Annotated in this window: 30 protein-coding genes; all 30 read right to left on the reverse strand. The window is 67.7% G+C overall.

The window, feature by feature from the left end; translation table 11 throughout:
• Positions 1-198 precede the first annotated feature (198 nt).
• Positions 199-852: an adenylate kinase gene (locus tag Cs7R123_RS17190; protein ID WP_212827707.1), complete on the reverse strand. Its 654-nt coding sequence runs from the start codon at positions 850-852 to the stop codon at positions 199-201.
• A gap of 70 nt (positions 853-922) precedes the next feature.
• Positions 923-2,251 carry a preprotein translocase subunit SecY gene (gene secY, locus Cs7R123_RS17195; protein WP_212827708.1) on the reverse strand — a complete coding sequence of 443 codons (1,329 nt, stop codon included), beginning with the start codon at positions 2,249-2,251 and terminating at the stop codon, positions 923-925.
• 314 nt (positions 2,252-2,565) lie between these two features.
• Positions 2,566-3,009, reverse strand: a complete 444-nt coding sequence (gene rplO, locus Cs7R123_RS17200) for a 50S ribosomal protein L15 (protein WP_212827710.1) — start codon at positions 3,007-3,009, stop codon at positions 2,566-2,568.
• Positions 3,009-3,191 carry a 50S ribosomal protein L30 gene (gene rpmD, locus Cs7R123_RS17205; RefSeq protein ID WP_212827711.1) on the reverse strand — a complete coding sequence of 61 codons (183 nt, stop codon included), beginning with the start codon at positions 3,189-3,191 and terminating at the stop codon, positions 3,009-3,011. The genes rplO and rpmD overlap by 1 nt, the downstream gene beginning before the upstream one ends.
• Before the next feature lie 2 nt (positions 3,192-3,193).
• Positions 3,194-3,826 (reverse strand): 30S ribosomal protein S5, encoded by a 633-nt coding sequence (rpsE, locus tag Cs7R123_RS17210; protein ID WP_212827713.1) that lies wholly within the window; start codon positions 3,824-3,826, stop codon positions 3,194-3,196.
• Between the two features lie 17 nt (positions 3,827-3,843).
• Complete coding sequence (gene rplR / locus Cs7R123_RS17215; RefSeq protein ID WP_254548909.1) at positions 3,844-4,221, reverse strand: 50S ribosomal protein L18; 378 nt, start codon at positions 4,219-4,221, stop codon at positions 3,844-3,846.
• Between the two features lie 8 nt (positions 4,222-4,229).
• Entirely contained in the window at positions 4,230-4,781 is a 552-nt protein-coding gene (rplF, locus tag Cs7R123_RS17220) for a 50S ribosomal protein L6 (RefSeq protein WP_212827716.1), read from the reverse strand.
• A gap of 12 nt (positions 4,782-4,793) precedes the next feature.
• The gene (gene rpsH / locus Cs7R123_RS17225) at positions 4,794-5,201 is read right to left on the reverse strand and encodes a 30S ribosomal protein S8 (protein ID WP_212827717.1); all 408 of its coding nucleotides are present in this window, start codon (positions 5,199-5,201) and stop codon (positions 4,794-4,796) included.
• 116 nt (positions 5,202-5,317) lie between these two features.
• Complete coding sequence (locus Cs7R123_RS17230) at positions 5,318-5,503, reverse strand: type Z 30S ribosomal protein S14 (RefSeq protein ID WP_155374087.1); 186 nt, start codon at positions 5,501-5,503, stop codon at positions 5,318-5,320.
• A 4-nt stretch (positions 5,504-5,507) separates the two neighbouring features.
• Positions 5,508-6,077 carry a 50S ribosomal protein L5 gene (gene rplE, locus Cs7R123_RS17235; protein WP_212827718.1) on the reverse strand — a complete coding sequence of 190 codons (570 nt, stop codon included), beginning with the start codon at positions 6,075-6,077 and terminating at the stop codon, positions 5,508-5,510.
• Positions 6,077-6,394: a 50S ribosomal protein L24 gene (gene rplX / locus Cs7R123_RS17240; RefSeq protein ID WP_212827719.1), complete on the reverse strand. Its 318-nt coding sequence runs from the start codon at positions 6,392-6,394 to the stop codon at positions 6,077-6,079. Before rplX ends, rplE begins: the two co-directional genes overlap by 1 nt.
• Positions 6,391-6,759, reverse strand: a complete 369-nt coding sequence (gene rplN, locus Cs7R123_RS17245; RefSeq protein ID WP_203741712.1) for a 50S ribosomal protein L14 — start codon at positions 6,757-6,759, stop codon at positions 6,391-6,393. The genes rplX and rplN overlap by 4 nt, the downstream gene beginning before the upstream one ends.
• 155 nt (positions 6,760-6,914) lie before the next feature.
• The gene (gene rpsQ, locus Cs7R123_RS17250; RefSeq protein ID WP_212827720.1) at positions 6,915-7,193 is read right to left on the reverse strand and encodes a 30S ribosomal protein S17; all 279 of its coding nucleotides are present in this window, start codon (positions 7,191-7,193) and stop codon (positions 6,915-6,917) included.
• Positions 7,194-7,198: 5 nt separating this feature from the next.
• Positions 7,199-7,429 carry a 50S ribosomal protein L29 gene (rpmC, locus tag Cs7R123_RS17255; RefSeq protein WP_212827722.1) on the reverse strand — a complete coding sequence of 77 codons (231 nt, stop codon included), beginning with the start codon at positions 7,427-7,429 and terminating at the stop codon, positions 7,199-7,201.
• Positions 7,429-7,854 (reverse strand): 50S ribosomal protein L16, encoded by a 426-nt coding sequence (gene rplP / locus Cs7R123_RS17260; RefSeq protein WP_212827724.1) that lies wholly within the window; start codon positions 7,852-7,854, stop codon positions 7,429-7,431. Before rplP ends, rpmC begins: the two co-directional genes overlap by 1 nt.
• Positions 7,855-7,858: 4 nt before the next feature.
• A complete protein-coding gene (gene rpsC, locus Cs7R123_RS17265; RefSeq protein WP_212827726.1) occupies positions 7,859-8,689 on the reverse strand; it encodes a 30S ribosomal protein S3 in 831 nt (276 codons plus the stop codon).
• Positions 8,689-9,165: a 50S ribosomal protein L22 gene (gene rplV / locus Cs7R123_RS17270; protein WP_212827728.1), complete on the reverse strand. Its 477-nt coding sequence runs from the start codon at positions 9,163-9,165 to the stop codon at positions 8,689-8,691. Before rplV ends, rpsC begins: the two co-directional genes overlap by 1 nt.
• Before the next feature lie 33 nt (positions 9,166-9,198).
• Positions 9,199-9,480 (reverse strand): 30S ribosomal protein S19, encoded by a 282-nt coding sequence (gene rpsS / locus Cs7R123_RS17275; protein ID WP_212827730.1) that lies wholly within the window; start codon positions 9,478-9,480, stop codon positions 9,199-9,201.
• A gap of 11 nt (positions 9,481-9,491) precedes the next feature.
• Positions 9,492-10,331, reverse strand: a complete 840-nt coding sequence (gene rplB, locus Cs7R123_RS17280) for a 50S ribosomal protein L2 (RefSeq protein ID WP_212827731.1) — start codon at positions 10,329-10,331, stop codon at positions 9,492-9,494.
• Positions 10,332-10,347: 16 nt separating this feature from the next.
• On the reverse strand, positions 10,348-10,650 hold the full coding sequence (gene rplW / locus Cs7R123_RS17285) for a 50S ribosomal protein L23 (RefSeq protein ID WP_212827732.1): 303 nt from the start codon (positions 10,648-10,650) through the stop codon (positions 10,348-10,350).
• Positions 10,647-11,291: a 50S ribosomal protein L4 gene (rplD, locus tag Cs7R123_RS17290; RefSeq protein ID WP_212827733.1), complete on the reverse strand. Its 645-nt coding sequence runs from the start codon at positions 11,289-11,291 to the stop codon at positions 10,647-10,649. The genes rplW and rplD overlap by 4 nt, the downstream gene beginning before the upstream one ends.
• Positions 11,288-11,947 (reverse strand): 50S ribosomal protein L3, encoded by a 660-nt coding sequence (gene rplC / locus Cs7R123_RS17295; RefSeq protein ID WP_212827734.1) that lies wholly within the window; start codon positions 11,945-11,947, stop codon positions 11,288-11,290. Before rplC ends, rplD begins: the two co-directional genes overlap by 4 nt.
• A gap of 13 nt (positions 11,948-11,960) precedes the next feature.
• Positions 11,961-12,269 carry a 30S ribosomal protein S10 gene (gene rpsJ, locus Cs7R123_RS17300; protein WP_007073037.1) on the reverse strand — a complete coding sequence of 103 codons (309 nt, stop codon included), beginning with the start codon at positions 12,267-12,269 and terminating at the stop codon, positions 11,961-11,963.
• A 456-nt stretch (positions 12,270-12,725) separates the two neighbouring features.
• Positions 12,726-13,919, reverse strand: a complete 1,194-nt coding sequence (gene tuf, locus Cs7R123_RS17305) for an elongation factor Tu (protein ID WP_212827735.1) — start codon at positions 13,917-13,919, stop codon at positions 12,726-12,728.
• Positions 13,920-14,073: 154 nt separating this feature from the next.
• On the reverse strand, positions 14,074-16,170 hold the full coding sequence (gene fusA, locus Cs7R123_RS17310; RefSeq protein WP_212827736.1) for an elongation factor G: 2,097 nt from the start codon (positions 16,168-16,170) through the stop codon (positions 14,074-14,076).
• A gap of 86 nt (positions 16,171-16,256) precedes the next feature.
• Positions 16,257-16,727, reverse strand: a complete 471-nt coding sequence (gene rpsG / locus Cs7R123_RS17315) for a 30S ribosomal protein S7 (RefSeq protein WP_212827743.1) — start codon at positions 16,725-16,727, stop codon at positions 16,257-16,259.
• Positions 16,727-17,110, reverse strand: a complete 384-nt coding sequence (gene rpsL, locus Cs7R123_RS17320) for a 30S ribosomal protein S12 (protein ID WP_120317147.1) — start codon at positions 17,108-17,110, stop codon at positions 16,727-16,729. Before rpsL ends, rpsG begins: the two co-directional genes overlap by 1 nt.
• Positions 17,111-17,593: 483 nt before the next feature.
• Positions 17,594-18,154 carry a hypothetical protein gene (locus Cs7R123_RS17325; protein WP_244871876.1) on the reverse strand — a complete coding sequence of 187 codons (561 nt, stop codon included), beginning with the start codon at positions 18,152-18,154 and terminating at the stop codon, positions 17,594-17,596.
• A gap of 35 nt (positions 18,155-18,189) precedes the next feature.
• Complete coding sequence (locus tag Cs7R123_RS17330; protein ID WP_212827747.1) at positions 18,190-18,540, reverse strand: hypothetical protein; 351 nt, start codon at positions 18,538-18,540, stop codon at positions 18,190-18,192.
• Positions 18,541-18,619: 79 nt separating this feature from the next.
• Positions 18,620-22,522: a DNA-directed RNA polymerase subunit beta' gene (locus Cs7R123_RS17335; protein WP_212827749.1), complete on the reverse strand. Its 3,903-nt coding sequence runs from the start codon at positions 22,520-22,522 to the stop codon at positions 18,620-18,622.
• Positions 22,523-22,541: the final 19 nt, after the last annotated feature.

Raw genomic sequence — 22,541 nt, forward strand, 5'->3', positions numbered from 1 at the left:
GGCATCGCTCTTCGGGGTCGCCCCGCCCGGAGTTCGCTCGTGCGCGCGTCCAGCACCGCCCCAGGCCCCTGGCAGGCCGGGAAGCGGCGCGCACCGGCCCGCACACGACAACGCCCGCGGGCACCGGCCCGCGGGCGTTGTTCAAGCTGTGTTCCGGCGGGCGGGGAGCCCACCGTCCGGGGATCACCCCCGCCAATGCTACGCGCTGAACGAGCGCAGCTCGTTGATGGCCCGCTCGGTGACATCCTCCACCGGCCCGGTGGCGTCGATCCCGACGAGCTTGTTCTGGGCGCCGTAGTGGTCGATCAGCGGCGAGGTGTCGCGGGCGTAGACCTTGAGGCGCTCGGCGATGGTCTCGGCCTTGTCGTCGTCGCGCTGGTACAGCTCGCCGCCGCAGCGGTCGCAGACGCCCTCGTGCGACGACGGGTCGAACTCGACGTGCCAGATCTTCTTGCAGCCGTGGCAGGTCCGCCGGCCCGACAGGCGCCGGATCACCTCGTCGTTGTCGACGATCAGCTCAAGCACCAGGTCCAGCATCGCGCCGGTGTCAGCGAGGATCTTGTCCAGCGCCACGGCCTGCGGCACGGTCCGGGGGAAGCCGTCGAGCAGGAAGCCGTCGGCGGCGTCCTCCTCGGCCAGGCGGCTGCGGACCATGTTGATGGTGACCTCGTCCGGGACCAGGCCGCCCGCGTCCATGTACCGCTTGGCCTCCAGGCCGAGGGGCGTGCCCTGGGAGACGTTGGCCCGGAAGATGTCGCCCGTCGAGATCTTCGGGACGGACAGGTGCGAGGCGATGAACTCCGCCTGCGTTCCCTTGCCCGCTCCCGGCGGACCCACCAGCACAAGCCTCATTACCGCACCTCACACAAAAGGGCGAGCCGGTGACGCGCGAACGCGCCACCGACCCGATGCGCCCGGATGATCATCGAAGGAATCCCTCGTAGCTTCGCTGCATCAGCTGGCTCTCGATCTGCTTGACCGTCTCCAGACCCACACCGACCATGATCAGCACCGCGGTGCCGCCGAACGGGAAGTTCTGGTAGCTCGTCGCGTCCAGCCAGCGGAAGAACAGGTTCGGCAGGACGGCGATGATGCCCAGGTACAGCGCGCCGGGGAGGGTGATCCGGCCGAGGATGAAGTCGAGGTAGTCGGCGGTGGGCTTGCCCGGGCGGATACCCGGCACGAAGCCGCCGTACTTCTTCATGTTGTCCGCGATCTCGGTCGGGTTGAACGTGATCGAGACGTAGAAGTAGGTGAAGAAGATGATCAGGACGAAGTACAGCGCGATGTAGCTCCACGACGCCGGGCTGGCCAGGTAGCGGCTGACCCAGGTGTAGAAGGCGCTGGGGTTGTTCTTGTCCATGAACTGCAGCACCAGCGTGGGCAGGTAGAGCAGCGACGACGAGAAGATGACCGGGATGACACCCGCCTGGTTGACCTTCAGCGGGATGTAGGTCGAGGTGCCGCCGTACATGCGCCGGCCGACCATGCGCTTGGCGTACTGCACCGGGATGCGGCGCTGCGCCTGCTCGATGTAGACCACGAGCGCGATGACCACGACGACCAGGCCGAGCACGCCGAAGAAGCCGGGCCAGCCCTTGGACTCCTTCAGGGTCCAGCCCTCGCTGGGGAGGCGGGCCGCGATCGAGGTGAAGATCAGGACGGACATGCCGTTGCCGACGCCACGGTCGGTGATGAGCTCACCCAGCCACATGACGACGCCGGTGCCGGCGGTCATGGTGACCACCAGGGCGGTCAGGGTGGCCCACTCGGGCAGCGAGGTCTTCGGGACGATCGGGAAGTCGTCGCACGCGCCCTGGAACAGCTGGCCGGACTTGGCCAGCGCCACGAACGCCGACGACTGGAGCACCGCCAGGCCGAGGGTCAGGTAACGGGTGTACTGCGTGATCTTCGCCTGGCCGGCCTGGCCCTCCTTGCGCAGGGCCTCCAGCCGCGGGATGACCACGGTGAGCAGCTGCAGGATGATCGACGCGGTGATGTACGGCATGATGCCGAGCGCGAAGACCGACAGGGACAGCAGGGCGCCGCCGGAGAAGAGGTTGAGCAGCGTGAAGACCCCGTTGTCGGCACCGGCCTCCATCAACTGGATGCACTTCTGCACGTTCCCGTACGAGACGCCGGGGCTGGGCAGCGTGGCACCGAGTCGGTAGATCGCGATGATCCCGAGTGTGAACAAGATCTTCTTGCGCAGGTCAGGCGTCTTGAACGCACTGACAAAAGCGGAGAGCAACTTCTTCCTCCTGCGCGCGGCACCGGGAGCCGGTGGGCTGATTAAGGGGCGGAACGGTATTTCAGGCGGTGGTATTGGCCGTTCGTCTGCGGGCGGCCGCAACCGTGCCACGCGCATTCTACGCGTAGCTGGGATCGGACTCTAACAGTCCCAACCCTCAATGGTCAGGTCTGCGCCGCACATATCTGTGCCAGGCTGCGACCTGCCCGTGCCAGCGTAGGCCCCCGCAGGCGGAATGCCCACCGGAAGAGGCCCATAGGCGAGTGTGGCGCCCGACCGCCGAAGCGGTCGAGCGCCACACTATGCCTGTCGTCCTACAGCTCCGTCGCGGAGCCGCCGGCGGCAGCGATCTTCTCCTTGGCGGAGGCGCTGAATGCGTGCGCCTTCACCTGGAGCTTCACGCCGCCCAGCTCACCGGTGCCCAGGACCTTGATCGGCTGGCCCTTGCGGACCGCGCCGGACTCGGCCATCTCCAGCGGGCCGACCTGGCCGCCGTTGGGGAACAGCTCGGCGAGCCGGTCCAGGTTGACCACCTGGAACACGACCTTGAACTTGTTGCGGAAGCCCTTCAGCTTCGGCAGCCGCATGTGGATGGGCATCTGCCCACCCTCGAACGACGGCTTCACCTGGTAGCGGGCCTTCGTACCCTTGGTACCGCGACCGGCGGTCTTGCCCTTGGAGCCCTCACCGCGACCCAGACGGGTCTTGGCGGTCTTGGACCCGGGCGCCGGGCGGAGGTGGTGGATCTTGATCGTCATTACTCGACCTCCTCGACCTTCACGAGGTGGTTGACCGCGAAGATCATGCCACGAATCTCGGGACGGTCTTCCTTCACCACCACGTCGTTGATCCGCTTGAGCCCGAGCGAACGCAGCGACTCGCGCTGGTTGCGCTTGCACCCGATCTCAGACCGCAGCTGGGTGACCTTCAAACGTGCCATCGTTACGCACCCGCTCCCGCACGCGCGGCCAGCAGCGCGGCCGGCGCGACGTCCTCGACCGGCAGCCCGCGGCGGGCCGCGATGGCCTCCGGGGACTCCAGCATCTTGAGCGCGGCCACGGTCGCGTGCACGATGTTGATCGGGTTCGAGGAGCCGAGGCTCTTCGACAGCACGTCGTGGATGCCCGCGCACTCCAGCACGGCACGCACCGGGCCACCGGCGATGACACCGGTACCGGCGCTGGCCGGCTTCAGCAGCACCACACCGGCAGCGGCCTCACCCTGCACCGGGTGCGGGATGGTGCTGCCGATCCGGGGAACCCGGAAGAAGTGCTTCTTGGCCTCCTCGACGCCCTTGGCGATCGCCGCGGGCACCTCCTTGGCCTTGCCGTAGCCGACGCCGACGTTGCCGTCGCCGTCGCCGACGATGACGAGCGCGGTGAAGCTGAAGCGACGACCGCCCTTGACGACCTTCGCCACGCGGTTGATCGTGACGACCCGCTCGAGGTGCGGGGTCTTCTCGACCGGCGCGTTGCCGCGGCCCTCGCCGCGACCGCGACGCTCGCCGCGACCGCGACCGTCGCCGCCGCCCTCAGTGTTACCGGAACCCGTGCCCCGGCGCTGTGGTCCTGGCATTATCCCAGCCACCTTTCCTAGAACTCGAGTCCGGCACCGCGAGCGGCATCCGCCAGAGCCGCGATGCGGCCCGCGTAGCGGTTGCCACCGCGGTCGAAGACGACCTTGGTGATGCCGGCGGCCTTGGCCCGGTCGGCGATGAGCGCACCAACCTTGCCGGCGATGGCGCTCTTGTCGCCCTCGCCGCCCCGGATGGACGCGTCCATGCTCGAAGCCGACGCCACGGTGTGACCCTTGGTGTCGTCCACGATCTGGACCCAGATGTGACGCAGCGACCGGGTGACGACCAGGCGCGGACGCTCGGCCGTGCCGTTGAGGTTCCGGCGGATGCGGAAGTGGCGACGCGCCTTCCCGACGGCGCGCTTGGCGCCGACACCGTTACGGCGCTTGAGCAGCGTGGCGCTCACTTCTTACCAGCCTTTCCAGCCTTACCGGCCTTACGACGGATGACCTCGCCCTGGTACTTGACGCCCTTGCCCTTGTACGGCTCCGGCGGACGGATCTTCCGGATGTTGGCCGCGATCTCGCCGACAAGCTGCTTGTCGATACCCGAGATGTGGAACAGCGTCGGCTTCTCCACCGCGAAGGTGATGCCAGCCGGCGGGTTCACGACGACCGGGTGCGAGAACCCGAGCGCGAACTCGAGGTCGGCGCCCTTGGCCGTCACGCGGTAACCCGTGCCGTTGATCTCCAGGCTCTTCTTGTAGCCCTCGGTGACGCCGACGATCATGTTGGCGACGAGGGTACGGGAGAGGCCGTGCAGTTCCTTGGCGCGGCGCTCGTCGTTCGGGCGGGTGACGAGCAGCTCGCCGCTCTCACCGCGCTCCGCGACGATCGGCTCGCTCAGCGTGTGCTGGAGCTCGCCCTTGGGGCCCTTGACCTTGACGGTCTGGCCCGTGATGGTGATCTCGACGCCGGAAGGCACCGGGATTGGCTTACGTCCGATTCGCGACATTGCAGACCTTCCTCACCAGACGTAGGCGAGGACTTCCCCGCCCACCCCGCGCTTACGGGCCTGCCGGTCGGTGAGCAGCCCCTGAGACGTCGAAATGATCGCCACACCCAGGCCACCCAGCACTCGGGGCAGCTCCGGAGACTTGGCGTAAACCCGCAGGCCGGGCTTGGAGACTCGCCGGATGCCGGCCAGGCTCCGCTCCCGGTTCGGGCCGAACTTCAGGTCGACGGTCAGGCTCTTGCCGACGGCGCCCTCAGTGGGCTCCTCCACGATCCAGCTGGCGATGTAACCCTCGGCCTTGAGGACCTCGGCGATGCTCGCCTTGATCTTCGAGTAGGGCATCGTCACCTTGTCGTGGTACGCCTGGTTGGCGTTGCGCAGACGCGTGAGCATGTCTGCAATCGGGTCGGTCATCGTCATGGTTTATCAGCCTTTCTCGCCGCGGTTCCCAGGTCAGTGCCAGGCCTACGGCGAAGGGGAAGCCTTGGATTTGCCGGTTCAGATCCTCACCCGGTCTCACACCGGGCGCGGGATCCTTACCAGGAAGCCTTGGACACGCCGGGAAGCTCACCGCGGTGAGCCATCTCCCGAACACAGACACGGCAGAGCCCGAACTTGCGGTAGACGGCCTTCGGCCGGCCGCACTTCTGGCACCGGGTGTAGGCGCGCACCGCGAACTTCGGCTTGGCCGCAGCCTTGATGATCAGCGCTTTCTTGGCCATCTGCTCAGTTCTCCTTGAACGGGAAGCCCAGGAGCTTGAGCAGCGCCCGGCCCTCATCGTCGGTCTTGGCGGTGGTCACCAGCGTGATGTCCATGCCCCGGACCGCGTCGATCCGGTCCTGGTCGATCTCGTGGAAAACCGACTGCTCAGTCAGACCGAAGGTGTAGTTGCCGTGACCGTCGAGCTTGCGCCCGTCCAGACCGCGGAAGTCGCGGATACGGGGCAGCGCGATCGACAGCAGTCGGTCGAGGAACTCCCACATCCGGTCGCCGCGCAGCGTCACCTTGACACCGATCGGCATGCCCTCGCGCAGCTTGAACTGCGCGATGGACTTGGTCGCCCGGCGGATCTGCGGCTTCTGGCCGGTGATCGCGGTGATGTCCTTGACCGCACCGTCGATCTTCTTCGAGTCACGGGCCGCCTCGCCGACGCCCATGTTCACCACGATCTTGACCAGGCCCGGCACCTGCATCGGGTTCGCGAAGCCGAACTGCTCACGCAGCTGGCCGGCGATCTCAGCGCGGTACCGCTCCTTCAGACGCGGCATGCTCTTCGTAGTGGTGGCCGTCGACATCACAGCTCCTTGCCGGTACGACGCGAGATACGGACCTTCACGCCGTTCTCGTCGATCTTGTAACCGACCCGGACGGGCTTGCCGTCCTCGAGCAGCATGACGTTGGAGACGTGGATTGCCGCCTCCTGGGTCACGATGCCGCCGGTCTTGGCGCCACGCTGGGTGGTCCGGATCTTCTCGTGCTTGGTGATCCGGTTAACGCCCTCGACCAGGATCTTCTCGGTGCGCGGGAAGGCGGCCAGAACGGTGCCCTCCTTGCCCTTGTCCTTGCCGGCGATGACCTTGACCTTGTCGCCCTTCTTGACCTTCATGGTCACAGCACCTCCGGGGCAAGGCTGATGATCTTCATGAAGCGCTTGTCACGCAGCTCGCGGCCCACCGGGCCGAAGATGCGGGTACCGCGCGGGTCGCCACCGTCCTTGATGATGACGGCGGCGTTCTCGTCGAAGCGGATGTACGAGCCGTCCGGACGGCGCCGCTCCTTGACGGTGCGGACGACGACCGCCTTGACGACGTCGCCCTTCTTGACACCGGCACCGGGGATGGCGTCCTTGACGGTGGCCACGATGACGTCGCCGATGCTCGCGTAGCGCCGACCCGAACCACCGAGAACGCGGATGCAGAGAATCTCCCGGGCACCCGTGTTGTCGGCGACTCGCAGTCGCGACTCCTGCTGGATCACGTCAACTCCTGTATGTCTGCCGGTTCTCCGCCCGTCCGGGGTCGAACGGGCGGAGCCTGGCGGAACTCGAACCTTCGGGGGCGCCCCGCAGGACGCCCCGTCCAGCTATCTGATCTTCGGCCGCTAGGCGGCCGGCGAACCTGCCGGAGGCAGGGTCACTTGGCCTTCTCGAGGATCTCCACCACGCGCCACCGCTTGGTGGCGGACAGCGGGCGGGTCTCCATGAGCAGCACCCGGTCGCCGATGCCGCACGCGTTCTGCTCGTCGTGCGCCTTCAGCTTCGCGGTACGGCGCAGAACCTTGCCGTACAGCGAGTGCTTGACCCGGTCCTCGACCGACACGACGACGGTCTTGTCCATCTTGTCGCTGACGACCAGGCCCTCGCGTACCTTACGCCGGTTGCGGTCGACAGCGTTCTCGTTGGTCTCGCTCATGTTCGTTACGCCACCTCAGTAGGCGCGGCCGAGAGCCCCAGCTCACGCTCGCGCATGATCGTGTAGATCCGGGCGATCTCCCGGCGCACCACGTTCAGCCGACGGTTGTTGTCGAGCTGACCGGTCGCGCCCTGCACGCGGAGGTTGAACAGCTCCGCCTTGGCCTCGCGCAGCTTGGTGACCAGCTCCTCACCGGAGAGTTCACGCATCTCGCCGGCCTTGGTGCCCGCTGCCATCAGGACTCACCCACTTCGCGCTTCACGATTCGGCACTTCATCGGGAGCTTGTGGATCGCGCGACGCATGGCCTCACGAGCAGTCTCCTCGTTCGGGAACGCCATCTCGAAGAGAATGCGTCCCGGCTTGACGTTCGCCACCCACCACTCGGGCGAGCCCTTACCGGAACCCATGCGGGTCTCGGCGGGCTTCTTGGTCAGGGCCTGGTCCGGGAAGACCGTGATCCAGACCTTGCCACCACGCTTGATGTGACGGGTCATGGCGATACGTGCCGACTCGATCTGCCGGTTGGTGACGTACGCCGGCTCGAGCGCCTGAATGCCGAACTCGCCGAACACCACCCGGTTGCCGCCCTTGCTCCGACCGGAACGGTCGGGGTGATGCGGCTTGCGGAAGCCATTCGGAGGCTTACGCGGCATCAGCATTGGTTCAGCCCTCCTGCTCAACCGCCGCGGCCGGAGCCGCGTCGGCGCTGTCCTTGGTGAGCTCCGCGGCGGCCGCACGGCCAGCCTCGGTGCCCGCGCCGGTCGTGCCGGTCGCGCCCGAACGGCCGCGGCGCGGACGCTCGGACCGCTCGCCACCCCGCTCCTGACGACGCGGACGACCCGCGGACTCGGCCGGGGTCTCGCGACCCGGCACGGCGTCACCCTTGTAGATCCACACCTTCACGCCGATCCGGCCGAAGGTGGTACGGGCCTCGAAGAAGCCGTACTCGATGTTGGCGCGCAGCGTGTGCAGCGGCACGCGACCCTCACGGTAGAACTCCGTGCGGCTCATCTCAGCGCCGCCGAGACGGCCGGAGACCTGCACTCGGATGCCCTTGACCATCGGGTTCTTCATCGCCGACTGGATCGCCTTGCGCATCGCCCGGCGGAACGCCACGCGGCCCGTGAGCTGCTCGGCGATGCCCTGCGACACCAGCTGCGCGTCCGACTCGGGGTTCTTGACCTCGAGGATGTTCAGCTGGACCTGCTTCTTGGTGAGCTTCTCCAGCTCGCCACGCAGGCGGTCGGCCTCCGCACCCTTACGGCCGATGACGATGCCCGGCCGGGCGGTGTGGATGTCGATCCGGACCTTGTCACGGGTCCGCTCGATCTCGACCTTGCTGATGCCGGCGCGCTCCAGGCCCTTGGCCATCATGCGACGGATCTTGACGTCCTCGCCGATGTAGTCCTTGTAGAGCTTGTCGGCGTACCAGCGGGACTTCCAGTCGGTCGAGATGCCGAGCCGGAACCCAATCGGGTGAACCTTCTGACCCATTACTTGGTCTCCTCCTGCTCGGCGGCCGGGGCCTCAGCGGTCTTCGCGGCGGCCTTGGTGGCCTTGGCCGGCGTCGCCTTCGCGGCGGCGGTGGCCTTGCGGACCGGGGTCTTCGGCGCCACAGCCTCCACCTCGATGGTGATGTGGCAGGTCCGCTTGCGGATCCGGTACGCCCTGCCCTGCGCCCGCGGCCGGAACCGCTTCAGCGTCGGGCCCTCGTCGACGTACGCCGCGCTGACCAGCAGGGCGTCCGGGTCGAGGCGCTCGTTGTTCTCGGCGTTCGCGATGGCGCTCGCCAGCACCTTGTAGACCGGCTCGCTCGCGGCCTGCGGCGCGAACTGCAGCACCGTCAGTGCCTCCTTCGCGGGCAGACCGCGAACGAGGTTGACCACACGGCGCGCCTTGCTGGCGGACAGGCGCACGTGGCGGGCGACCGCACGGGCGCCCGGCGCGGCCTGCGCGTCATTCGTAGGCATCGTGTTTCCCCTTGTTCCTGTTACGGTCCGCCGTCAGCGACGGCGACTCTTCCGGTCGTCCTTCTCGTGGCCCTTGAACGTGCGGGTGAGCGCGAACTCGCCGAGCTTGTGCCCGACCATCGCCTCCGACACGAAGACCGGGATGTGCTTGCGGCCGTCGTGCACGGCGATGGTGTGACCCAGCATGTCCGGCACGATGGTCGAGCGGCGCGACCAGGTCTTGATGACGTTCTTGGTGCCCTTCTCGTTCTGCGCTTCCACCTTCTTGAGCAGGTGGTCGTCGATGAACGGGCCCTTCTTCAGGCTGCGAGGCATGTCAGTCTCCCTTACCCGCGCTTACGGGTGGCGTAGCGGCGGCGGACGATCATCTTGTCGCTCGCCTGGCCCTTCTTGCGGGTACGGCCCTCGGGCTTACCCTGCGGGTTGACCGGGTGACGACCGCCGGAGGTCTTACCCTCACCACCACCGTGCGGGTGGTCGACCGGGTTCATGGCGACACCGCGGACGGAGGGGCGCTTGCCCTTCCAGCGCATACGGCCGGCCTTGCCCCAGTTGATGTTCGACTGCTCGGCGTTGCCGATCTCGCCGACGGTGGCGCGGCAGCGCACGTCCACCTTCCGGATCTCGCCCGAGGGCATACGCAGCGTGGCGTAGTCCTCCTCGCGGCCCAGCAGCTGGATGCCGACACCGGCCGAGCGGGCCATCTTGGCCCCGCCGCCCGGACGCAGCTCCACGCAGTGGACCGTGGTGCCGACCGGGATGTTGCGCAGCGGCAGGTTGTTGCCCGGCTTGATGTCCGCGCCGGGACCCGACTCGATCGGGTCGCCCTGCTTCATGTCCTTCGGCGCGATGATGTAGCGCTTCTCGCCGTCGACGTAGTGCAGCAGCGCGATGCGCGCGGTGCGGTTGGGGTCGTACTCGATGTGCGCGACCTTCGCCGGCACGCCGTCCTTGTCCACCCGCTTGAAATCGATCAGACGGTACTGACGCTTGTGACCGCCACCCTGGTGCCGCGTGGTGATCCGGCCGTGCGCGTTGCGCCCGCCCTTCTTCGGCAGCGGAACGAGCAGCGACTTCTCCGGCGTCGACCGGGTGATCTCGGTGAAGTCGGCGACGCTGGAGCCGCGGCGACCGGGCGTCGTCGGCTTGTACTTACGGATACCCATTGTCTTCTATAACCCTTCAGCTCACCGGTCCGCCGAAGGCTTCGATGCGGTCGCCGTCGGCGAGCTTCACCATCGCGCGCTTCGTCGCCTTGCGCTGACCCCAGCCGGTGCGGGTGCGCTTGCGCTTGCCCTCGCGGTTGAGCGTGTTCACGGTCAGCACCCGAACATTGAAGATCTGCTGAATAGCGATCTTGATTTCGGTCTTGTTCGCGTCCGGGTGCACCAGGAAGGTGTACCAGTTGCGGTTGAGCTCGCCGTAGCTCTTCTCCGAGACCACCGGAGCGACGATGATGTCGCGCGGGTCGGCAATCGTGGTCACTTGGAACCCTCCTCAGCGGGCACGCCCAGGAACTCCTCCAGCGCGGCGGTGGTGAAGACCACCGCGTCGCTGACGAGAACGTCGTACGTGTTCAGCTGGCCGGCCTCGAGCAGGTGCACCTCGGGCAGGTTGCGCAGGCTCACCCAGTTGACCTCGTCCTCGGCGCCCAGCACGACCAGCACCCGGCGGGCCTCGCCCGCGGTCGCCTTGATCGTGGCCAGGGCGGCCTTGGTCGACGGGGTCTCCCCGTCGACGAACGCGGACACCACGTGCACCAGGCCGTTGCGGGCCCGGTCCGACAGCGCACCGCGCAGGGCGGCGGCCTTCATCTTCTTCGGGGTCCGCTGGCTGTAGTCACGCGGCACGGGGCCGTGGACGACGCCACCACCGGTGAACTGCGGCGCGCGGATCGAGCCCTGACGGGCGCGACCGGTGCCCTTCTGCTTGTACGGCTTCTTGCCGCCACCGGCGACCTCGCCGCGGCTCTTCGCCTTGTGCGTGCCCTGGCGCGCGGCGGCCAGCTGGGCCACGACGACCTGGTGCATCAGCGGGATGTTCGCCTGGACGTCGAAGACGTCGGCGGGCAGCTCGACCGAACCGCTCTTGGCGCCCTCAGCGTTGATAACGTCAACCGTGGTCACTTCGCGGCACCACCCTTCTTCAGCTTCGCGGCGCTGCGCACGAGCACCAGCGCACCCTTGGGGCCGGGAATGGCGCCCCGCACGAGCAGCAGGTTGTTCTCGGCGTCCACCGCGTGCACGGTCAGGCCCTGCGCGGTGTAGCGCACGCCACCCATGCGGCCGGCCATGCGAACGCCCTTGAACACGCGGCCCGGCGTGGCGCAAGCGCCGATCGAGCCGGGCGAGCGGTGCTTGCGCTCGACACCGTGGCTGGCCTTGAGGCCGTGGAAGCCGTGCCGCTTCATGACACCGGCGAAGCCCTTGCCCTTGGTCTTGCCCGTGACGTCGATGGCCTGACCGGCCGCGAACGTGTTCACGGTGACCTCCTGGCCGAGCTCGTACTCACCGGCGTCGGTGGTGCGCAGCTCGACGATGTGACGGCGCGGCGCGACGTTCGCCTTGGCGAAGTGACCGGCCTTCGGCTGGCTCACCTTGCGCGGGTTGATCGCGCCATAGGCCAGCTGGACGGCCGAGTAGCCGTCCTTGTCCGCGGTGCGGACCTGCGTGACGACGCACGGGCCGGCCTGAACCACAGTTACCGGGACTACCTTGTTGTTGTCCCAGACCTGGGTCATGCCGAGCTTGGCGCCCAGGATGCCCTTAACTTGCCTGTCCATCAGTGTCCGGTCCCTACAGCTTGATCTCGATGTCGACGCCAGCCGGCAGGTCGAGTCGCATGAGCGAGTCGACCGTCTTGGGGGTCGGGTCGATGATGTCGATCAGACGCTTGTGCGTGCGCATCTCGAAGTGCTCGCGCGAGTCCTTGTACTTGTGCGGCGAACGGATCACGCAGAAACGGTTGATCTCCGTGGGCAGTGGCACCGGGCCAGCAACCTGCGCCCCGGTACGGGTCACCGTCTCGACGATCTTCCGCGCCGAGGAATCGACGACCTCGTGGTCGTAGGCCTTGAGCCGGATGCGGATCTTCTGTCCCGCCATGGTGGCTTCTGTTTCCTTCTCTATTGCGATCCCCGCCGGCGAGTCTGCCGACGCACCGACCCTTCTCCGACCCCCGCGGTCGGGCGTGTCGCGCGCTGAGCCAGACTGCCGCCCTGGTGGGGGCCGCTTTGCTTGGCTCAACGGGCATCACGCCCGATCACAGGAGCTTCCCGCCAGAGGCCTGACTTCACCCCGGGATCGTTAACCCGGATCGATGTCTACCTCTGACGCCGCGCGACGCGGCTCACCCACACGAGGTGACCGCTCGCAACGCAACCTGTTCATTATGCCGTACCAGGTACGTCATTGTGAAATCAGGGTGCCGGGCCTCACTAAAGTGGGCCCGACCTGCGTGTACAGAGAACGTGGCTGTCCCTGGTGCACCTTTCGGCGGCACCGGTGGCGGGCCAGGTTCATGGTTGCGGGCGCCCCGCCGAAGCGGGGCGCCCGCTCAGATCACTTGAGGATCTTGGTGACTCGGCCGGCGCCGACCGTGCGGCCACCCTCGCGGATCGCGAAGCGGAGGGTCTCCTCCATCGCGATGGGCTGGATGAGCTTCACGTTCATCTCGACGTTGTCGCCGGGCATGACCATCTCGGTGCCCTCGGGCAGCGTGACGACGCCGGTGACGTCCGTGGTACGGAAGTAGAACTGCGGACGGTAGTTCTGGAAGAACGGGGTGTGACGGCCACCCTCCTCCTTGGAGAGGATGTAGACCGACGCCTCGAACTCCGTGTGCGGGGTGGTCGAGCCGGGCTTGACCACGACCATGCCGCGCTCGACGTCCTCGCGCTTGATGCCGCGCAGCAGCAGACCGACGTTCTCGCCCGCGCGGGCCTCGTCGAGCAGCTTGCGGAACATCTCGATGCCGGTGCAGGTGGTCTTCATCGACTTCTCGCGGATGCCGACGATCTCGACCTCCTCGTTCGGCTTGAGGATGCCACGCTCGGCACGACCGGTGACGACGGTGCCACGACCGGTGATCGTGAACACGTCCTCGATCGGCATGAGGAACGGCTTGTCGATCTCACGCTCGGGCTGCGGGATCGCGGAGTCGACCGCGTCCATCAGGCCCAGCAGCGCCTCGGACCACTTGGCGTCGCCCTCGAGCGCCTTGAGCGCGGAGACCCGGACGACCGGCAGGTCGTCACCCGGGTACTCCTGGTTCGACAGCAGCTCGCGGATCTCGAGCTCGACGAGCTCCAGGAGCTCCTCGTCGTCGACCATGTCGCTCTTGTTCAGCGCCACGACGATGTAGGGAACGCCGACCTGACGCGCCAGCAGCACGTGCTCGCGGGTCTGCGGCATCGGACCGTCGGTCGCGGCGACCACCAGGATGGCGCCGTCCATCTGGGCGGCACCGGTGATCATGTTCTTGATGTAGTCAGCGTGACCCGGGCAGTCGACGTGCGCGTAGTGCCGCGCCTCCGTCTGGTACTCCACGTGCGCGATGGAGATCGTGATGCCACGAGCCTTCTCCTCCGGCGCCTTGTCGATCTCGTCGAACGGGGTGTACGGGTTGAGAGCCGGGAACTTGTCGTGCAGAACTTTAGTGATTGCCGCCGTCAGCGTCGTCTTACCGTGGTCGATGTGACCAATGGTGCCGATGTTGACGTGCGGCTTAGTCCGCTCGAACTTCGCCTTCCCCACTGGTGTCCTCCTGTGGACTGTTGGTTCGTTCGCCCGACGGCGCCGACTGGCGCTTAGGACATCTGCCCGCCGGGGGTCACCGGCGCTTTTACCTTCGCTGGAGCTGGTGGAGCTCGCAGCAGTGGCGCCGGCCGGAACCGGCGCCACCGTCACATCACTCGCCCGTGGCCTTAGCGATGATCTCCTTCGCGACGTTCGCGGGAACCTCGGCGTAGGAGTCGAATACCATGCTGTAGCTCGCCCGGCCCTGGGTCTTCGACCGCAGGTCGCCGACATAGCCGAACATCTCCGACAGCGGGACCAGGGCGCGGACGATACGAGCGCCGCTGCGCTCCTCCATGGCCTGGATGATGCCGCGGCGGGAGTTCAGGTCGCCGATGACGTCACCCATGTTGTCCTCGGGGGTGACGACCTCGACTGCCATCATCGGCTCGAGGATGGCGGGGTCGGCCTTGCGGGCCGCCTCCTTCAGCGCCATCGAACCGGCGATCTTGAATGCCATTTCCGACGAGTCGACCTCGTGGTACTTGCCGTCGATCAGCGTCAGCTTCACGCCGACCAGCGGGTAGCCGGCCTGGACGCCGTACTGCATCGCGTCCTGGGCACCGGCGTCGACCGAGGGGATGAACTCCTTCGGGATGCGGCCACCGGTGACGGCGTTGACGAACTCGTACTGCGCCGGGGCGTCCAGCGGCAGCGGCTCGATGCTGATGATGATGCTCGCGTACTGACCCGAGCCACCGGTCTGCTTCTTGTGGGTGTACTCGATCTTGTCCACCTTGCGGCGGATGGTCTCGCGGTACGCCACCTGCGGCTTGCCGACGTTGGCCTCGACGCTGAACTCGCGCTTCATCCGGTCGACCAGGATCTCCAGGTGGAGCTCGCCCATGCCGGAGATGACGGTCTGACCGGTCTCCTCGTCGAGCTTCACGCGGAAGGTCGGGTCCTCCTCGGCGAGCTTCTGGATCGCGGTGCCCAGCTTCTCCTGGTCGGCCTTCGTCTTCGGCTCGATGGCCACCGAGATGACCGGGTCCGGGAAGGTCATCGACTCCAGGATCACCGGGTTCGCCGGGTCCGACAGCGTGTCACCGGTGGTGGTCTGCTTGAGACCCTGCACGGCGATGATGTCACCAGCACTGGCCGACGCGCGCTCCTCGCGCTTGTTGGCGTGCATCTGGTAGATCTTGCCGACCCGCTCCTTGCGGTCCTTGGTCGAGTTGATCACGGGCGAGCCCGACTCGAGCGTGCCCGAGTAGACGCGCACGTAGGTCAGCTTGCCCAGGTGCTTGTCGGTCTGGATCTTGAAGGCGAGGCCGGAGAAGGGCTCCTTCGGGTCCGCGTGGCGGACCGCCGGGGTCTCCCCGTCCATCATCGTGCCGTCGATCGCCGGGATGTCCAGCGGCGAGGGCAGGAAGTCGATGACGGCGTCCAGCATCGGCTGCACGCCCTTGTTCTTGAAGGCGGAGCCGCAGACGACCGGGTTCAGCTTGTCGGCGATGGTGGCGCGACGGATCGCGGCCTTGAGCTCCTCGATCGTGAACTCGCCACCCTCGAGGTAGCGCTCCATGATCTCGTCGTCGGCCTCGGACAGGGTCTCGAGCAGCTTGACGCGCCACTCGTCGGCCTGCGCCTGCAGGTCGGCGGGGATCGCCTCGATGGCGTAGTCCTCGCCCTTCTGGGTCTCGCCACGCCAGGTCAGCGCGCGCATGCCCAGCAGGTCCACGACGCCGATGTGGTCACCCTCGAGACCGATCGGGATCTGCAGCACCAGCGGGGTCGCGTTGAGGCGCGTGATCATCATGTCGACGCAGCGGAAGAAGTCCGCACCGGTGCGGTCCAGCTTGTTGACGAAGCACATACGCGGAACGTTGTACTTGTCAGCCTGGCGCCACACGTTCTCGGTCTGCGGCTCCACGCCGGCGACACCGTCGTACACGGCGACGGCACCGTCGAGCACGCGCAGCGAACGCTCCACCTCGACGGTGAAGTCGACGTGGCCGGGCGTGTCGATGATCTGGATCGTGTGGCCCTTCCACTCACACTTGGTAGCAGCGGAGGTGATGGTGATACCACGCTCCTGCTCCTGCTCCATCCAGTCCATGACGGCCGCGCCCTCGTGGACCTCACCGATCTTGTGCGTGATACCGGTGTAGAACAGGATCCGCTCGGTAGTCGTGGTCTTACCGGCGTCGATGTGCGCCATGATGCCGATGTTGCGAGTCTTGGCGAGGGCGCTGTCTGCGGCGGCCACTTCACGATCCTTTCAAGAACGGGACGGTGTCCCGAAAGTCAAGGTTGTGGAGCCGGCCCGGATTCCGGGACCGGCTCCACGGCAGTTCACCAGCGGTAGTGAGCGAAGGCCTTGTTCGACTCGGCCATCTTGTGGGTGTCCTCGCGCCGCTTGACGGCGGCACCGAGGCCGTTGCTGGCGTCCAGCAGCTCGTTCATGAGCCGCTCGACCATGGTCTTCTCGCGGCGGGCGCGGGAGTAGGTGACCAGCCAGCGCAGACCCAGCGTGGTGGCACGGGCCGGACGGACCTCGACCGGCACCTGGTAGGTCGCGCCACCGACACGGCGGCTGCGGACCTCGAGGGTCGGCTTGACGTTGTCCATCGCGCGCTTGAGCGTGACGACCGGGTCGGTGCCGGTCTTCTCGTGGCAGCGCTGGAGGGCGTCGTACACGACGCGCTCGGCGAGCTGGCGCTTGCCGTTGAGCAGGATCTTGTTCACCAGCTGGGTGACCAGCGGCGAGCTGTAAACCGGGTCAGCGGCCAGCGGCCGACGCGGCGCGGGGCCCTTACGCGGCATTACTTCTTCCCTTCCTTGACAAGCTTCGCACCGTAGCGGCTACGTGCCTGCTTGCGGTTGCGGACGCCCTGGGTGTCCAGCGAACCACGAATGATCTTGTAACGCACGCCCGGCAGGTCCTTAACACGGCCGCCGCGGACGAGCACGATGGAGTGCTCCTGCAGGTTGTGACCGACGCCCGGGATGTACGCGGTGACCTCGATCTGGCTGCTCAGCTTGACGCGAGCGACCTTCCGAAGGGCCGAGTTCGGCTTCTTGGGGGTCGTGGTGTACACACGCGTGCACACCCCGCGCCGCTGAGGACTTCCCTTCAGCGCCGGCGTCTTGGTCTTGCTCGTCTTCGCCTGGCGGCCCTTGCGGACCAGCTGCTGGATGGTGGGCACCGGGTTTCTCCGCTCCCTTTGCTTCTCTCCGCGGTCCGACCGCGGAAACTTATGTGGCCTTGGCCGCGTACGCGACCCGAACTGCTGCGGTCGGCGCTGTCACGGTGTGATCCGCGACGCCGCTCGACCCCCGCGGTCGGGCGTGTCGTCCGGCGCACGGGCCCGGCGGCTCGATTGCTCGAGCTGTCGGAGTCTGTCGTTGTCGTGGGTGCTGCGGTCTGCGCGGTCCCAAGGACCTCGCCGCTCCGCGTTTGGTGCACGCACGAGGGGCCCGGGCATGCCCGGGCACGAGGGGAAAGAGTACCGAACCAAGGGCCGACTGGTCAAAACGGGGTGAGCCCACGCCCGTCGATGACCTCTTCGCTGACTCATCGATGCCGGGAGTGGTGCCCAGCCATGCCAGTCCGCCTTCGACACGAACTCCGGAAACAGTCTACCTCCTCGCCTCGGCGGCCTTGCACGAGACGGCACCCGTGAGCGGAGTCACCGCGACGGAGAGGCGCTCACCCGCGGCTTCGGGGCGGTCGGCGCGCTGTCGCCGAGGACCAGCAAGGTCGCCACCAGGACCCCGGTCAGCGCCAGCGCGACACCGGTGGCACCGCAGATCAGCCCGGTCAGCGCCGTCCCCGATCCGGTGAGCCTCGCCTGGCCGCCCGCGGCGGCGGCCCGGATCTGCCGCCGGGCCAGCAGGCCCAGCACGATCCCGGCCGCGCCCAGCAGCACCGACAGCACGGTGAAGGCGCCCGCGACGAGCGCGCCCCAGCCGGCCTGGCTGCCGACCAGGCCCAGGCACCACACCACGAGCGACACCAGCACCGAGCCGATCCCCGTCACCAGCGCGCCGATGCCCACGCCGGAGACGCTCGACGGCGCGGGCAGCACGGCCACCGCGTACGGCGTGCCGGGCACCGGCTCCACGCGCACCGGGGCCGGGTAGGCCACCGGGGCCGGGCCTGCGGGCGGCGGTGGGGTCCACTGCGGCTGCGGCTGCGGCACCGGCTGCGGCGCGGGCCACTGCGGGAACGGGGGCGGCTGCTGACTCACACCCGCGATCCTGCCATGGCGCGGCCCGGCCCGTCTCAGTCGACCGTGGGCGGGTAGTCCTGGCGCCCGAACCGGACCCCGCGCAGCACCAGCAGCACCGTCAGCGCCAGCGCGCTCACCGCCGCCAGGACGATGCCGGTCCAGGCCAGCCGCTCGGCCCAGCGCACCCGGCCCGCCCCGGTGCGCCACCCCTGGCCCTCGCGCAGTTCGGCGCGGGCCTGCCGGGCCAGCGCCAGGGCGATGGTGCCCGGCACCATGCCGCCCAGGGCCAGGCCGGTCACCACGGCCAGCAGGCCGAGCCCGAACGCCGCGGTGGCCTTGCTGTCGGCGACCGGCTCGGGGTCGGCCGGATCCCGGCCGGAGAAAGCGATCGTGGCGTCACCCATGCCGTTTCTAACGACACGGGTGACGCCACGATCACCGTTCATTCAGTTGAGGGCCCGGGAAACCGGGCCGACGCCCTCGCTACCGGTACGAGCCGAAGTCGAAGTCGTCCAGAGGCACCGCGACACCGCTGGCCGGCCCGAAGCCGTAGTCGGTCTCGCCGTACGAGGTCATCGAGTAGACCTTCGCCTTGGCCTCCTCGGTCGGCTCCACCCGGACGTTGCGGTACTTGCTGATGCCGGTACCCGCCGGGATGAGCTTTCCGATGATGACGTTCTCCTTGAGGCCGATGAGCGAGTCACTGCGCGCGTTGATCGCCGCGTCGGTGAGCACCCGGGTCGTCTCCTGGAAGGAGGCGGCCGAGAGCCACGACTCGGTGGCCAGCGACGCCTTGGTGATACCCATCAGCACCGGACGGCCGGCCGCGGGCTCGCCGCCCTCGGACACCAGCCGGCGGTTCTCGCCCTCGAACTGCGCCCGGTCGACCAGGACGCCCGGCAGGAACTCCGTCGCGCCCGAGTCGATGATCGTCACGCGCTTGAGCATCTGGCGGATGATGATCTCGATGTGCTTGTCGTGGATCATCACACCCTGCGAGCGGTAGACCTCCTGGACCTCGTTGGTCAGGTGGACCTGGACCGCGCGCGGGCCCATGATGCGCAGCAGCTCGTGCGGGTCGATGGTGCCCTCGGTGAGCTTCTCGCCGACCTCCACGTGGGCGCCGTCGTGCACCTTCAGCTTCACGCGGTTGGAGATCTTGTCGTGGACGATCTCCTCGCTGCCGTCGTCCGGCACGATGATGATCTTCTTCGACCGGTCCCCGGCCTCGATGCGGATGCGTCCCGGAGTGTCCGCGATCGGCGCCTTGCCCTTGGGCACGCGCGCCTCGAAGATCTCCTGCACACGCGGCAGACCCTGGGTGATGTCCTCACCCGAGGCCGCACCACCGGTGTGGAAGGTACGCATCGTCAGCTGCGTACCGGGCTCACCGATGGACTGGGCCGCGATGATGCCGACCGCCTCGCCGACGTCGACCAGCTTGCCCGCCGGCAGCGACCGGCCGTAGCAGGCCGCGCAGACGCCGAGCTTGCTCTCGCAGGTGAGGACGCTGCGCACGCGCACCGTCTCGATCCCGGCGCGGACCAGCGCGTCGACCACGATCGAGTTGAGGTCGGTGCCCCGCGCCGCGACGAGCTTGCCGGACGGGTCCGACATGTCCTCGGCCAGCGTGCGGGCGTGCGCCCCGGTCTCGGCGTGCTCGTGCACGTGCAGCGCCCCGTTCGGGTCGCCGGGCGTACGCGAACCGATCACCATCGGGATGGCGCGGTCGGTGCCGCAGTCGTCCTCGCGGATGATCACGTCCTGCGACACGTCCACCAGACGACGGGTCAGGTAACCCGAGTCGGCGGTACGCAGCGCGGTGTCGGCCAGACCCTTGCGGGCGCCGTGCGTGGAGATGAAGTACTCCAGCACGCTCAGGCCCTCGCGGTACGAGGACTTGATCGGCCGCGGGATGATCTCACCCTTGGGGTTGGCCACCAGACCACGGATCGCCGCGATCTGACGCAGCTGCAGCATGTTGCCTCGCGCGCCGGAGTGGATCATGCGCCACAGCGGGTTCTCCTGCGGCAGCGCCGTGTCCAGCTCCTTGGCCAGCTCGGTGGTCGCCTTGGTCCACAGCTCGATCAGCTCGCTGCGGCGCTCCTCGGCGGTCATCAGACCACGCTGGTAGGACTTGTCGATCCGCTCGGCGTCCTTCTCGTACCGCTCCAGGATCTGGCCCTTGCGCGGCGGCGAGATGACGTCCTCCATGCCGATGGTCACGCCCGACCAGGTGGCCCAGTGGAAACCGGCCTCCTTGAGCGCGTCCAGCGTCGCGGCCAGCGCCACCTTCGGGTAGCGCTCGGCCAGGTCGTTGACGATGCCCGACAGCTGGCTCTTGCGCACCTCGTGGTTGACGAAGCGGTAGCCCACCGGCAGGGTCTCGTTGAACAGGACCCGGCCCAGCGTGGTGTCCAGCAACAGGACGTCGCCCGACTCCCAGCCCTCCGGCGCCTCCCACTTGGCGACCGACGGCCCGTTGTCGACCGACGTGACGTCGCGCAGACGGATCCGCACCGGCGCCTGCAGGTGCAGCTCGCCGTTGTCGAACGCCATCATCGCCTCGGCCTCGGAGCTGAACACCCGGCCCTCGCCGACCATGCCGGTCCGCTGGTGGGTCAGGTGGTACAGCCCGATGATCATGTCCTGGGTGGGCATGGTCACCGGCTTGCCGTCGGCCGGCTTGAGGATGTTGTTGCTCGACAGCATCAGGATGCGCGCCTCGGCCTGGGCCTCGGCGGACAGCGGCACGTGCACGGCCATCTGGTCACCGTCGAAGTCCGCGTTGAAGGCGGTGCAGACGAGCGGGTGGATCTGGATGGCCTTGCCCTCGACCAGCTGCGGCTCGAACGCCTGGATGCCCAGACGGTGCAGCGTGGGCGCGCGGTTGAGCAGCACCGGGTGCTCGGTGATGACCTCTTCCAGCACGTCCCACACGACCGGGCGCTGGCGCTCGACCATGCGCTTGGCCGACTTGATGTTCTGGGCGTGGTTCAGGTCGACCAGCCGCTTCATCACGAACGGCTTGAACAGCTCCAGCGCCATCTGCTTGGGCAGACCGCACTGGTGCAGCTTCAGCCGCGGGCCGACGACGATGACGGAACGGCCCGAGTAGTCCACGCGCTTGCCGAGCAGGTTCTGGCGGAACCGGCCCTGCTTGCCCTTGAGCATGTCGGACAGCGACTTGAGCGGGCGGTTGCCCGGGCCGGTCACCGGCCGGCCGCGGCGGCCGTTGTCGAACAGCGCGTCGACGGCCTCCTGCAGCATCCGCTTCTCGTTGTTCACGATGATCTCGGGCGCGCCGAGGTCGATGAGACGCTTGAGGCGGTTGTTGCGGTTGATGACGCGGCGGTACAGGTCGTTGAGGTCGGAGGTCGCGAAGCGGCCACCGTCGAGCTGCACCATCGGACGCAGGTCCGGCGGGATGACCGGCACGCAGTCGAGCACCATGCCCAGCGGCGAGTTGCCGGTGGACAGGAACGCGGCCACGACCTTGAGCCGCTTGAGCGCGCGCAGCTTGCGCTGCCCCTTGCCCGAGCGGATGGTCTCGCGCAGCGACTCGGCCTCGGCCTCCAGGTCCATGTTCTGGACCAGGGCCTTGATGGCCTCGGCGCCCATGCCGCCGGTGAAGTACTCGCCGAAGCGGTCGCGCAGCTCGCGGTAGAGCAGCTCGTCGGTGACCAGCTGCTTGGAGTCGAGCTTGCGGAACGTGTCCAGCACCTCGTCCAGGCGGTCGATCTCGCGCTGCGCCTTGTCGCGGATCTGGCGCATCTCGCGCTCGCCGGCTTCCTTGACCTTGCGGCGCACGTCGGCCTTGGCGCCCTCGGCCTCCAGCTCGGCCAGGTCGGACTCCAGCTTGACCGCGCGCTTCTCGACCTCGGCGTCACGGGCGTTCTCGGCCTGGCGCTTCTCGGCGAAGAGCTCGTTCTCGACCGTGCTCATGTCGCGGTGACGCGCCTCGGCGTCGACGCTCGTGATCACGTACGAGGCGAAGTAGATGATCTTTTCGAGGTCCTTCGGCGCCAGGTCCAGCAGGTAGCCCAGCCGGCTCGGCACACCCTTGAAGTACCAGATGTGGGTGACCGCGGCGGCCAGCTCGATGTGGCCCATGCGCTCGCGGCGCACCTTGGACCGGGTCACCTCGACGCCGCAGCGCTCACAGACGATGCCCTTGAACCGGACCCGCTTGTACTTGCCGCAGTAGCACTCCCAGTCCCGCTGCGGACCGAAGATCTTCTCGCAGAAGAGTCCGTCCTTCTCGGGCTTCAGGGTGCGGTAGTTGATGGTCTCGGGCTTCTTTACCTCGCCGTGCGACCAGCGCCGGATGTCCTCAGCGCTGGCCAGGCCGATCCGAAGCTCATCGAAGAAGTTAACGTCGAGCACGTTGTAAGTCCCTCTTTGC

Origin of the sequence: Catellatospora sp. TT07R-123 (assembly GCF_018327705.1) — a bacterium.
In the GTDB taxonomy this organism is placed as follows: Bacteria; Actinomycetota; Actinomycetes; order Mycobacteriales; family Micromonosporaceae; genus Catellatospora.

Excerpts from the sequence above, each read along its gene's own strand:
- Cs7R123_RS17190 (WP_212827707.1), bottom strand. The coding sequence starts at position 852 with ATGAGGCTTGTGCTGGTGGGTCCGCCGGGAGCGGGCAAGGGAACGCAG.
- rplO (WP_212827710.1), bottom strand. The coding sequence starts at position 3,009 with ATGACGATCAAGATCCACCACCTCCGCCCGGCGCCCGGGTCCAAGACC.
- rpmD (WP_212827711.1), bottom strand. The coding sequence starts at position 3,191 with ATGGCACGTTTGAAGGTCACCCAGCTGCGGTCTGAGATCGGGTGCAAG.
- rpsE (WP_212827713.1), bottom strand. The coding sequence starts at position 3,826 with ATGCCAGGACCACAGCGCCGGGGCACGGGTTCCGGTAACACTGAGGGC.
- rplF (WP_212827716.1), bottom strand. The coding sequence starts at position 4,781 with ATGTCGCGAATCGGACGTAAGCCAATCCCGGTGCCTTCCGGCGTCGAG.
- rpsH (WP_212827717.1), bottom strand. The coding sequence starts at position 5,201 with ATGACGATGACCGACCCGATTGCAGACATGCTCACGCGTCTGCGCAAC.
- Cs7R123_RS17230 (WP_155374087.1), bottom strand. The coding sequence starts at position 5,503 with ATGGCCAAGAAAGCGCTGATCATCAAGGCTGCGGCCAAGCCGAAGTTC.
- rplE (WP_212827718.1), bottom strand. The coding sequence starts at position 6,077 with ATGTCGACGGCCACCACTACGAAGAGCATGCCGCGTCTGAAGGAGCGG.
- rpsQ (WP_212827720.1), bottom strand. The coding sequence starts at position 7,193 with ATGAGCGAGACCAACGAGAACGCTGTCGACCGCAACCGGCGTAAGGTA.
- rpmC (WP_212827722.1), bottom strand. The coding sequence starts at position 7,429 with ATGGCAGCGGGCACCAAGGCCGGCGAGATGCGTGAACTCTCCGGTGAG.
- rplP (WP_212827724.1), bottom strand. The coding sequence starts at position 7,854 with ATGCTGATGCCGCGTAAGCCTCCGAATGGCTTCCGCAAGCCGCATCAC.
- rpsC (WP_212827726.1), bottom strand. The coding sequence starts at position 8,689 with ATGGGTCAGAAGGTTCACCCGATTGGGTTCCGGCTCGGCATCTCGACC.
- rplV (WP_212827728.1), bottom strand. The coding sequence starts at position 9,165 with ATGCCTACGAATGACGCGCAGGCCGCGCCGGGCGCCCGTGCGGTCGCC.
- rpsS (WP_212827730.1), bottom strand. The coding sequence starts at position 9,480 with ATGCCTCGCAGCCTGAAGAAGGGCCCGTTCATCGACGACCACCTGCTC.
- rplB (WP_212827731.1), bottom strand. The coding sequence starts at position 10,331 with ATGGGTATCCGTAAGTACAAGCCGACGACGCCCGGTCGCCGCGGCTCC.
- rplC (WP_212827734.1), bottom strand. The coding sequence starts at position 11,947 with ATGGACAGGCAAGTTAAGGGCATCCTGGGCGCCAAGCTCGGCATGACC.
- rpsJ (WP_007073037.1), bottom strand. The coding sequence starts at position 12,269 with ATGGCGGGACAGAAGATCCGCATCCGGCTCAAGGCCTACGACCACGAG.
- rpsG (WP_212827743.1), bottom strand. The coding sequence starts at position 16,727 with ATGCCGCGTAAGGGCCCCGCGCCGCGTCGGCCGCTGGCCGCTGACCCG.
- Cs7R123_RS17330 (WP_212827747.1), bottom strand. The coding sequence starts at position 18,540 with ATGGGTGACGCCACGATCGCTTTCTCCGGCCGGGATCCGGCCGACCCC.